This is a genomic window from Variovorax sp. KBW07 (assembly GCF_003852515.1).
Taxonomy (GTDB): Bacteria; Pseudomonadota; Gammaproteobacteria; order Burkholderiales; family Burkholderiaceae_C; genus Variovorax.
Genome location: NZ_QAJK01000145.1, coordinates 24017 through 34485, shown reverse-complemented (window position 1 = coordinate 34485; position 10469 = coordinate 24017). Strand labels below are relative to the sequence as shown.

The window sequence follows — 10469 nt, the reverse complement described above, 5'->3', positions numbered from 1 at the left end:
CTTCAGGACATGACGCGCCCGCCGGCGACATCGAGGGTCACGCCGGTGATCCACGCCGACGCCGAGGACAGCAGGAACAGCGTGGCGGCGGCGACGTCGTCGGGCTGTCCGAGGCGGCCGAGAGGAAAGGCGGCGCGCATGCGCTGCTGTTGCTCTTCGGGCATGGACTGCCGCGTGCGCTCGGTCAGAACGGCGGACGGCGAGACGCAATTGACGCGGATGCCGTTCGGACCCAGCTCGTTCGCCAGGTGCCGGGTGAGCATGATGATGCCGGCCTTCGCGGCACCGTAGGCCGCGGGCGCTCCCTGCGCGATGCGTCCCCCCGCGGAGGCCATCGTGGCGATGCTGCCCGTTCCGCGTTCGATCATTCCCGGCAGGAAGGCCCGCAGCGTCAGGAAGGTCGACGTGAGGTTGTTGTCGATGCTCGAGCGCCAATCGGCTTCGCTGATCTGCACGAAGGGAACGGGCCGGCCCGTGCCGCCGCCCGCGAAGGACACGACGAAATCGGGGACGCCCAGTTGGGCGAGCACCCGGTCGCGCATGGCCTCGACCGCCGAGGCATCGGCGCAATCGGCAGGCGCCGCCATGGCATCGGGCTGGACGGCACGCAGTGCGCCGACGGTGGTGTCGATGGCGGACTGGTCGCGGCCGTTGACGGCCACCTTCACGCCGTTGCGCGCCAAGGCCATGCAGGTGGCGGCACCGATGCCGCGCGAGCCGCCGGTCACGAGTGCGACCTTGCCTTGCAGGTCGGGGTAGAGAGTGGGAATGGAGGGTTGCGTCGGCATGGCGGGCGGTGTGGGAAGTGGATGTGGCCGCCACTTTGCGTCTGCCGTAGACTAAAAACAAATCATGAATTGTTCCCCTTGGCATCAATTTATTTATGTCTCACCTGCTCTATCTCCGGACCTTTCTCAGCGTTTTCAGGCACAGCTCGATCTCGCGCGCGGCCGAGACGCTTCACCTGACGCAACCGGCGGTGTCGCGGCACATCAAGGTGCTGGAGGCGCGCCTGGGTTTTCGCCTGTTCGAGCGCTTGCCGCGCGGCCTGGTGCCGACGCCGGCGGGCCATGAACTGGAGCGCAGGATCGCATCGCACATCGATGCGCTCGAAATGATCGTCGGCCTGTCGGAAGGCGAGGGCGACTCGCTTTCCGGCGTGGTGCGCGCGGGAACGACCAGCGGCTTCACGAGGGTCGTGCTGTCGGCGCTGGCATCGCTGTCGAACTACGGAACCCGGCTCGACCTGCGCGTGGCGCCGCCGCCCGCGCTGGTGGCCGCGCTCGTGAGCAACGACATAGACCTGGCGGTCACGTTGGCGCGCATTCCGAACCGGGCCATCGAGTACGACCTGCTGCACGAAAGCCCGCTGCTGCTGGTCTGCGCACCACGCTGGCGGGAACGGCTGGGCAAGAACAAGGCGCCGCGCGGTGTGCCGACCATCGAGATGCAGGGGCCCGCGCCCGTGCTGGCGGGTTACTGGCGCGCGGCATTCGCGGAAGAAGCGCTGCCCGCGCCACTGACGGTGGTACCCGACTACCAGGCCGCGCTCGATGCCGCCGTGGAAGGCGCCGGCATGGCCGTGGTTCCCGAGTGCATCTGCTTCGACCACCTGCAGGCGGGGCGCGTGATCGGCCTGTCGACGCGCGCCCGGCTGTCGGTGCCGCTCTACCTGGCGTACGGCAAGACCAGCCTGGGCAGTGCGCGTGTGCGCACCTGCCACGCCATGCTCACGGAAGCCGCGAAGGGCTGGTTCGGCCGAAGCACGCGATGATGATGAAAAGAGAACCGCGCCGGCTAGCGCGCGGCAATCAGCAAGGTCTGCGTTGCCATGCCGAACGGCCCCGCTTCATCGTGCAACTGCGTGACGGTGCAGCCCCTGCCGTTCGCAAAGAGGGTGGTCGATGAATCGAGGCCGATCCACTCGCCTGACGGCTGCCGAGCGATGTTCAGTGAAATGTCGGCATTGGCAAAGTTGAAGCGATCGGCCGGCAACACCCAACTGAGCCCGTTGCCGAAATCGGCGGCTGCGGCGGTGCGCATCGCCGGAGAGTTCGGCAGGCCCGCGACCAGCGGCACCCTCAGGCGAAGCCATGCCGCGCCCGGCCCCGGTGCGCCGGGCGTGCCGGCTGCAACGCGGCCTTCCATCGCCGTGTAGTAGAACGAGCGCACGTCGGGCAGGCCCGGAATGCGCAACGCGCTGGTGCAGTCGCTCGGCGGCCGCAGCGGCGCGACGCGTGGCTGCACAAGGTCGTCGGGCAGCACCAGCGGCTGGGCGCGTATCAGCAGCGCATGCGCCTTGGCCACGGGCTTGCCCTGGGCCAGCAGCACGACCTCGACGCGGCTCGTCGTGCGGCCTGTTTCGGCTGCAACGCTGGCATCGAGCGCGCCCAGCGGCACCGGGCGCACCAGCTCGACCGTCAGCCGGGCCAGTTGCCAGCCTTCGCCTTCCACGGCCGATTCGGCAAGGTGCGCGAGCAGGCCGCAAGGTGCGCCGCCGTGTTGCGCACGCGCGTCCCACGGGCCGCGCGCCAGGTCGGAGGCGTGCCAGGTGTCGTTGTCTTGCGCGCGCGTGAAGACGGCATCGGTGGCATTGATCTCATGCATTGGCGACGAGCTCCATGCGGTGCACCGGCATTTCGCGCGTCTGCGTGAACTGCTCGGCCCATTGGCGGAAACGCATGATGGGCCCGTCGCCTTCGGCCAGGCTCGGACGCTTCCAGCGCATCTTGTGTTCCCAGATCGGCACGTCCTGGCTGACCTGGTGAATCGCTTCATCGACCAGCGCCAGGCTCATGTCGGGCGAGCCGATGCCCTGCAGCCGCGCCATCAGGCTGAAGCTGACTTCGACGCGCCCGGCCTCGATGGGCACGACCGAATCGATGAACAAGATTTCCGCCAGGTCGGCGATGCGAAAGCGCACCGTCGCGAAGTAGGGGCCGTACAGCGATGTCTGCAGATAGCCCGGCAGCCGGCCGCGCGGCGTGTTGAACTCGTGCAGGATGTTGACGTGCAGCGCGGGCCCGGCGGGCTCGAAGCTGTCGAGCCTGGCCAGCGTGGCCACGCCATGCAGGTGGTGGAAGTGCGTGGTGTCCACGATGTTCTCCTGCACCTCCTGCCAGATGGTCGACACCTCCCAGCGTTGCCGCCGATAGCGCGACCACTGCGCGTGGCCGTGCTCGGGCAGCAGCGGAACCTCGAAGCTCGGTGCCAGGCCCTGCGGATGCCACCAGACCATGAGAAGGCCGTTGCGCTCCACCAGCGGCCACGACTTCAGGTGGCGCAATTCGAGGCGCGGATTGGCGCTGTACGGAATGTCGGTGCAGGCACCGTCGCCGTTGAATTGCCAGCCGTGGAAAGGGCACTTCAGCGTGGTGCCGCACACGCGCCCGCCGTGGCCCAGGTGCGTGCCCAGGTGCGGGCAGTGGGCATCGTTGGCGTGCGCCTTGCCCTCTGCGTCGCGCCACAGCACGAACTCTTTGCCGACTGCGCTGACAGGGCGTACGTCGCCCTTGCGCAAGTCTTCGCTGTAGCCGGCCTGGAACCATCCGTGACCGAAAGAAGTGTCGTCGAACCTCTGCATGGTGTCGCTTCCTTTTGCTGTGATCGGTTGCCCGTTGCGGGCCCGTTGCCGTGCATGCGGCAGGCAAAAGTATAGGGAGCCGCGCGACAATTGCAATAAGAAATGAACTGTGATTCAATTCTTGGCAATGACCTACAGGCGTACATCGAAAGTGGAAGAGCGCATGGCGCAGACGCGCGAGCGCATCGTGCTGTCCGCGCTGGAGCTCGTGGCGCAGCATGGCTACGGCGGCACCACCATGCCGCTGGTGGCGGGGCTCGCCGAGGTGTCCACTGGCTTGCTGTACCAGTACTTTCCGTCGAAGACCGAGCTGTTCGACGAAGTCTTCAAGCAGGCCTCGCAGCGCGAGATCGACGCCTGCGCCGCGGCCGCCGCATCGGAGAGCCGGCCCGCCGAGCGTCTGGGCGCCATCATCCGCACCTTCGCGCACCGCGCGCTCAAGCGGCCCAAGCTGGCGTGGGCCTTGCTGGCCGAACCGGTGGCGCCGCAGATCGACGAAGACCGGCTGCGTTTTCGGGAACCCTACCGCGCCATCTTCGTGACCGTGATCGAAGACGGCATCGAGAGCGGCGAGTTCCGCGCACAGAACCCGCACACCAGCGCCGCGGCCATCGTCGGCGCGTTGGCCGAAGCCATGATCGGCCCGCTCGCGCTGGGCGTGCTGTCCAAGCGCGCGGCGCAACGGGTGGTGGACGACATCCTCGCCCTCTGCCTGGCTGCCGTGCTGAACCACGACGTGAAGAAAAAGAAAGCGGACACCGGTTCCGCGGGCTGATTCGCCGCTCACGTCATTCCCTGTCCTGCCGCGTGTTCAAGGAGACCGTCATGCGCGATTTCATCCAGCCCCATCCCGAAGTGTCGAACCGCTTTGCCACCGACCGCACGCTGCGCCACACGCTCGAGCGACTGTTGCCGGCCGAGGTGTTCGCCGATGCCAGCCCGCTGCTGGCCCGCATGGGCGAGCGCGCCATGCACGAGATTCCCGCGCTGGCCGCGGTGGCCGAACACAACGAGCCGCGGCACGTGCCTTACGACGCCTGGGGCCGGCGCACCGACCACATCGAGGTCGATCCGGCGTGGACACGGCTGGTGGACATCGGGCAGGAAGAAGGCCTCGTCGCGCTGCCTTACGAAAACCCGTACGGCGAATTCACGCGCGTAGTGCAGGCCGGCCTTGTGAACCTGTACGACGGTGCGGGTGCGGTGGCTTCGTGCCCGCTGGTCATGACCGACGGCGCTGCGCGCCTGCTCACGCTGCACGACAAAACCCTGGCGGCGCGCTACGTGCCGCACCTGACCGCACGGCAACAGGGCTGGACCTCGGGCCAGTGGATGACCGAGAAAGAAGGGGGCTCCGATGTCGGCCAGACGTCGACCACCGCGCGCCCGCTCGGCGACGGCACCTGGGCGCTGACCGGCACCAAGTGGTTCACCTCCGCCACCACGTCGCAGATGGCGTTGGCGCTGGCGCGGCCCGATGGCGCCGAGGCGGGCAGCCGGGGCCTGTCGCTGTTCCTGCTGGAGCTGCGCCGGCCGGACGGCAGCTGGAACAACATCCGCGTGCGGCGCCTGAAGGACAAGCTCGGCACCCGTGCCTTGCCCACCGCCGAGCTGGAACTGGAAGGCGCCATTGCCACGCCGGTAGGCGGCATCGAGCGAGGCGTGGGCAAGATCGCCGACCTGCTGAACCTTGCGCGGCTGTGGGCCTCATGGGGTGGGCCGGCGGGTGTCGGCCATCTGCTGATGCTGGCGCGCGACTACGCCACGCGGCGCCGCGTGTTCGGCGAGCTGCTGTGCGACAAGCCGCTGCACCGACAATGGATTGCGCGCATCACGGCGGAATACGAAGCCATGCTGGCGCTGAATTTCGAAACCGCATTGGCCCTCAACCGGCACGAGCGCGGCACCGGCGAGCCGGGCCTTGCCCGCCTGCTGGCGCCCCTGACCAAGCTGGCCTGCGCGCGGCAGAGCATCTGGGCCGCAAGCGAACTGGTCGAGAGCTTCGGCGGCGCGGGCTATGTGGAAGACACCGGCATTCCGCGCGTGCTGCGCAACCTGCATGTGCATTGCATCTGGGAAGGCACGACGTCGGTGCTCGCGCACGATGTGCTGCGCGCATTGAGAACGCCGGAATCCGGCGAAGCCTTCCTGGCCGACATCGACCGCCGGCTGGCGTCGTTGCCGCGTGGCGACGTGCCCGAGGTGCAGCTGGTTCGCCGTGCCCGCCAGCAGTTGCGGGAGCTCATGGCCGTCGCGCAGGAAAACGATGGCCGCCGGCTCGCATGGGGCATGGCGCGCACCTACCAGTCGGTGTTGTTGCTGGAGGCGGCCGTGTGGCGCCAGGCGCGCAAGGCCGATGTGTCGGGCTGGACCGCGCTGCGGCTCTTTCTGCAGGAGCCGCTGGTGCCGCCGGCATTGCCCGCGTCGGACGACGAGTTGGCGGGCCTGGCCTTCGGCGCGCGCCGAGAAGTGGCGCTGGCCTAATCAGGGCAAAGGCGAGGCGTCGGGCCGCCGGGGCGTGCGCTCGATGCGGTGCGTCTTGCGCCAGTCCCAGGGCGCAATGGGCGCGGCGTCGCGCCACAGGCCGGCGTGCTTTGCCTTGGCCTCGAACTCGGCGAACTCGTACTGCCCGCGCTCCTGCGGCGGCTGCTCGTGCGCATACGCCCGATACCACCAGGCCATGCCCGTGGTGAGCATGGCCAGCCCGGCATCGAGCGTCAGCGGACCCTCGGGCGCCGAGTCGGGCGCCACCATCATCTTGCAGATGCTGCGGCCGTAGCTTTCGGTCTTGATGCAGTCGAGCTCGACATCTTTCATGTAGACCAGCTCGGACATCGCCTGCTTCGCGAGCCTGCCGAAGGGCTGCCGCATCTCCGGCGCGTCGATGCCGGCCAGGCGCACCTCGAGCTGCTCGTACGCGTCGGGCTCGCCGCAACGCGCGGTGATCGAGTCGCCGTCGCGCACGCCCACCACGAGGCACTCGCGAGGCTCGGCGAAAGCCAACAGGGGAGCGGCCAGCAGGCTGGCCAGGAAGAGGGGGCGAAGGAGTTTCATCGGCTTGTGTGGACTTGTCGCGGCGCGCATTGGCCCCTACATTGGCGACGCCATCAAAGGGCTTCTCTTCTTGCCGCGGTGCTCCTATTCTCGGGCACCGCCGCGCTGGCGGACGGAGCCCGACGGTCAGGGAGCCATGGAATCCGAGGGATTTCCTCACGCGGACGCGTGCAGAAAGCGAGGGGCGAAATGGCAACCGGGTCGATTGAAAGAGACGGCGGACTTTCCTGGGCCGGCTTCGATTTTTCAGCCGTCGCCGACAGCAAGCTCGGCAAAGGCGTGCGCTTCGTCTTCGGGAGCGCGCGGGTGCTGGGCGTCGTGCTGGTGGGCGCCGCGGCCATCCTGCTGCTCATCCAGTCGATGCTCTACGTTCGCACCGGCTGGGGCATCGCGGATTTCGTCGCATGGGCCGACGATGGCGCGTCGGGCCCGGTGCTCGCCTTGCTGGAGCTGTGGCGCCGCTGCCAGGTCATCTGGCTGGCAAGAACCTACCTTGTGCTCGACAGCGTGTTCTTCGTGCCGATCTATGCCGCCTTTTTCCTGAAGGCCGGCTGGGTGATTGCCAACGCGCTGGACGACGACACCGGCAAGGCCAGCGCAGCGGGGCGCCGCTGGTTCGCGCTCTTCTGGGTTCCCGTGCTGATGCTGGTGGGCGCCGACCTGCTGGAGAACCTGCTGGGGCTCCTTCGCACGGGCGGTTGGGGCGCGAGCATCGGAGGCATCGCCATCGCATTCGGGCTGGTCGGCGTTTTGGAACTTGCAGGCTTGCGCGTGTGGAAGATCGGCGCGCGGCCCCTGGTTTTCTGGGCGGGCGCGCTGGCGGCGTTGATGGCCGCCATGTACTTCGGCACCGACGCCTGCGCGCCGACCGGCAGCGCGAGCTGGCTCGGCCGGCTGGGTTGCGCCGCCAACCGGTCCAAGTCATTGCTCATCGGCGTGGTGCTGCTGGTGCTGGCCGCCGGTGGCATCTGCTGGCTCTTCGGCGTGGTGCTGTCGATTCGCCCGGACCGGCCCGGCAACGCGCAGCGCTCGATGCTGCGCGCCAACCTGCGCGCGGCCATCTTCGATTGCTTCGTGCGCAGCCGCTACGTGCTGGCCGCGATCGCGTTGCTTGCCGCGCTGACCGTGGTCATGGACCAGTCGCGCGACATCATCGCGTCCACGGCTTCTTTCGTGCCGCGCTTCTTCACGATGATTCACGTGAGCTGGGACGGCAAGCCGGTGCCTGGCGGCCCCATCGAATGGAGCGGTGCCATCGGGCTGCTGCTGGGCTCCGTGGCGGTCTTTGCGGCTTCCGTGCTGGCCCTTGCATTGCTCGTGTTCGCCTGCTGGCTGTGGACGCGCAGCGTGTGCCACCTGCGGTCCGTGGGCGGGGTGACACCCAGCTCGGGGTTGGGAGAAGTGTTGCCGGGCAAGCGCTACGAAGACGACTTCGCCAGGGACTGGGCCCGCTGCCTGGCGCTGCTGCCGGTGGTGCTCGTGGTGGTGCTGTGCGCCAACGTGCTGCAGGACCTTGCGAAGGCGCAGGTCGGCGCGCACATGCACGACGCCGCAACGGCCAGCTGGTTGACCTGCCTGCTGCCCAGCCTCGGCGTGGTGGCGTTCGCCGTGCTCGCGGTGTTTGCGGCGGGCGGCTTCATCTGGCGGCGTGCCGAACGCGGCTCGCATGGCGGGTACTACGACTGCATCGACTGGAAGGAATGGAGCACCCGGTTCGGCCTGCTCGAAGTGAAGCCGTTGCCCGGCCCGCCCGGAGCACCCGGAGCGTCGAAACAGCGCCGCGCCCCCGAAAGCGTGAAGTACAACTTCCTGGGCAAGCTCACGCCGTACCTGCTACCGCTGGCCGCGCTCGGCATGGTGCTGCTGTGCCGGCTCATCGACGTGCTGCCCGGCCGCAGCGGCGACTACTTTCCGTCGATGGCTTTTCCCATCATCCTGCTGTCGCTGACCTTCTGGCTCTGCGTCTTCGGATGGCTGTCGCTGCTCGAGGTCTATGGCGCGGTGCCGTGGGTGGTGCTGATCTTCGTGTGGGTCGGCGTGCTCGGCCTGGCCGGCCTGACCGACAACCACATCGTCTGGCCCGGACCGCTGCCGGGCGACACCAGCCAGTGGGGCGGCATCCGCATGCTGGCCTGCACCGCGCTGCTGGGCGGCGTGATGGCGGTGGCGTACCGATGGGCCATGGCACGCGCGCGAAACCCCGGCAGTGCCACCGTGTGGAAGACGTATTGGCCGTTGCTGCTGACGTTGCCCGTGCTGGCCGCCGTCGTCATGGCGGGGAATTTTCTTGCCACGGCACGCAGGCCTGGCGATGTGCAGCAAGCGCAGGCACAGGCCCATGTTGCGCCGGCGGTGCCGCTCGATGCGGCGCTTGCGAAGTGGTTGCGCATCTTGTGCAACGCACCGGGCGACAACGGCGCGTGCCAACCGAAGATTCCGGTCAACCCCACAACGGGCGGCTACGACGTGTACTTCGTGTCGAGCGAGGGCGGCGGCATTCGCGCCGCCATGTGGACCGCGCTGGCCTTGCAGAGCCTTGAAACCGAAGACCCGACTTTCGCGCAGCGCAGCTTTGCGATTTCGGGTGTTTCCGGCGGTGCGGTCGGGGCGGCGGTGTACCGGGCGTGCGCGAAGCCGCCCGATGGCAAGAGCCCCGAGCGCTGCATCAACCAATTTGCCCGGACCGATCTTCTGTCGCCGCTGCTGTCTTCGTGGATGTTCGAAGACCTGCTCGGCCGGCTCGTGCCCAGCGGCCTGTGCAAGACCCCCGGCTGCGGCTTCATGTCGCGCGGCGCGTGGTTCGAGCAGACCATGGAGGTCGGCGCGCCAAGGCTGAGAAAGGGTATTCGCGAGTTGCACCACGACGACACCAGCGGCGGCAATGAAGGAACCCACGTGCCCTATCTGCTGCTGAACGCGACCTGGGTGGAAACCGGCGAGCGCGCCATCGCAAGCGAACTGGTGGTCTCGCAGGCCGACTTTCCCGGCAGCAAGGACCAGCTGGGCCTGGTGGGGGCCGACATGCCGCTGGGCGCGGCGGCCCACAACGCGGCGCGATTCCCCTATGTGAATGCGATAGGCGGGCTGAAGACGCCGGCTTACCTTTGCGACCATCGCGGCCCCGACGCGCCCGTGGTGCCGGACAACAAGAATTCCCCGGCCGCCGCGACCAGGATCTGCGGCCACCTGGCCGATGGCGGCTACTTCGACAACGGCGGCGCGCAGTCCACCTCAGACCTCGTGCGGGCGCTGGGAACCTGCCTGGCCGGCCCACGGAACAACGGCGCCGCCACCGCGCCCGGACCCTGCGCCGCGATACCGTCCGGCCAGCGCACATGGCTCAAGGAGAACCTTGTGCCCCGCGTGCTGATGATTCGCAACGAGGCCGATCCGGGCGCGGCCGCAGCGAACAACTGCGGAGAAATCGAACAGCCCACCGGCGCGCAGGTCATGCCACCGGAAGACAGCGCCTGCGCCACGCCCATCGGCGCACGCTACCAGCCGGCCCGTCCGTTGTGCGCGCGCGGCAGGACGCCGTATCTTGACCTGATCGGGCCGCTGCTCGCCGTCATCAACACCAGCGGCGTCGGAGCCAGCGGGCGCCTGGCCGAGGCCCGAGAGGGCGACGCCATCGTGCAGGCTCGGCTGGCCATGGGAGGCAAGGCCGCGCTCGCGAACATCGAGCCGGTCACCGCGGTCAACCTGTTGCCGAAGGGCGTTCATTTCCCGCTGGGCTGGCACCTGTCGCATGCGGCGGTCGAGAACATGGAAGGGCAGGCGAAGCTGTGCAGGATCGTGCCGGGGGCGGGCAAGCCGTGAGGGGGTGAGGCGG

The 10469-nt window shown here is 68.4% G+C and carries 8 protein-coding genes; 4 read left to right on the top strand and 4 right to left on the bottom strand.

Going from position 1 to position 10469, the window contains the following annotated elements; genetic code table 11:
• Positions 1 to 2 precede the first annotated feature (2 nt).
• On the bottom strand, positions 3 to 788 hold the full coding sequence (locus tag DBV14_RS26755; RefSeq protein ID WP_124463860.1) for an SDR family NAD(P)-dependent oxidoreductase: 786 nt from the start codon (positions 786 to 788) through the stop codon (positions 3 to 5).
• 95 nt (positions 789 to 883) lie between these two features.
• Between DBV14_RS26755 and DBV14_RS26750 the strand changes: the two genes are divergently transcribed.
• A complete protein-coding gene (locus DBV14_RS26750; RefSeq protein ID WP_124463858.1) occupies positions 884 to 1774 on the top strand; it encodes a LysR family transcriptional regulator in 891 nt (296 codons plus the stop codon).
• Positions 1775 to 1797: 23 nt separating this feature from the next.
• Here DBV14_RS26750 and DBV14_RS26745 read toward each other — a convergent pair whose 3' ends face one another.
• Complete coding sequence (locus tag DBV14_RS26745; RefSeq protein WP_185546136.1) at positions 1798 to 2607, bottom strand: thioesterase family protein; 810 nt, start codon at positions 2605 to 2607, stop codon at positions 1798 to 1800.
• A complete protein-coding gene (locus tag DBV14_RS26740) occupies positions 2600 to 3583 on the bottom strand; it encodes a Rieske 2Fe-2S domain-containing protein (protein WP_124463854.1) in 984 nt (327 codons plus the stop codon). The genes DBV14_RS26745 and DBV14_RS26740 overlap by 8 nt, the downstream gene beginning before the upstream one ends.
• 127 nt (positions 3584 to 3710) lie before the next feature.
• On the opposite strand from DBV14_RS26740, the gene DBV14_RS26735 reads away from it, so the two are divergent.
• Both DBV14_RS26735 and DBV14_RS26730 read left to right on the top strand, forming a co-directional pair.
• A complete protein-coding gene (locus tag DBV14_RS26735; RefSeq protein WP_124463852.1) occupies positions 3711 to 4358 on the top strand; it encodes a TetR/AcrR family transcriptional regulator in 648 nt (215 codons plus the stop codon).
• A 50-nt stretch (positions 4359 to 4408) separates the two neighbouring features.
• Entirely contained in the window at positions 4409 to 6067 is a 1659-nt protein-coding gene (locus tag DBV14_RS26730) for an acyl-CoA dehydrogenase family protein (protein WP_124463850.1), read from the top strand.
• Here the strand turns inward: DBV14_RS26730 and DBV14_RS26725 are convergent, their stop codons facing one another.
• Entirely contained in the window at positions 6068 to 6637 is a 570-nt protein-coding gene (locus DBV14_RS26725; protein ID WP_124463848.1) for a thermonuclease family protein, read from the bottom strand.
• 189 nt (positions 6638 to 6826) lie between these two features.
• Here DBV14_RS26725 and DBV14_RS26720 point away from each other — a divergent pair, with 189 nt between their 5' ends.
• The gene (locus DBV14_RS26720) at positions 6827 to 10456 is read left to right on the top strand and encodes a hypothetical protein (RefSeq protein ID WP_124463846.1); all 3630 of its coding nucleotides are present in this window, start codon (positions 6827 to 6829) and stop codon (positions 10454 to 10456) included.
• Positions 10457 to 10469 lie beyond the last annotated feature (13 nt).

Bases quoted from the DNA above. Each gene is read 5' to 3' on its own strand.
- DBV14_RS26725 (WP_124463848.1), bottom strand. From the start codon at position 6,637: ATGAAACTCCTTCGCCCCCTCTTCCTGGCCAGCCTGCTGGCCGCTCCC.
- DBV14_RS26745 (WP_185546136.1), bottom strand. From the start codon at position 2,607: ATGCATGAGATCAATGCCACCGATGCCGTCTTCACGCGCGCGCAAGAC.
- DBV14_RS26755 (WP_124463860.1), bottom strand. From the start codon at position 788: ATGCCGACGCAACCCTCCATTCCCACTCTCTACCCCGACCTGCAAGGC.
- DBV14_RS26730 (WP_124463850.1), top strand. From the start codon at position 4,409: ATGCGCGATTTCATCCAGCCCCATCCCGAAGTGTCGAACCGCTTTGCC.
- DBV14_RS26720 (WP_124463846.1), top strand. From the start codon at position 6,827: ATGGCAACCGGGTCGATTGAAAGAGACGGCGGACTTTCCTGGGCCGGC.
- DBV14_RS26750 (WP_124463858.1), top strand. From the start codon at position 884: ATGTCTCACCTGCTCTATCTCCGGACCTTTCTCAGCGTTTTCAGGCAC.
- DBV14_RS26735 (WP_124463852.1), top strand. From the start codon at position 3,711: ATGACCTACAGGCGTACATCGAAAGTGGAAGAGCGCATGGCGCAGACG.
- DBV14_RS26740 (WP_124463854.1), bottom strand. From the start codon at position 3,583: ATGCAGAGGTTCGACGACACTTCTTTCGGTCACGGATGGTTCCAGGCC.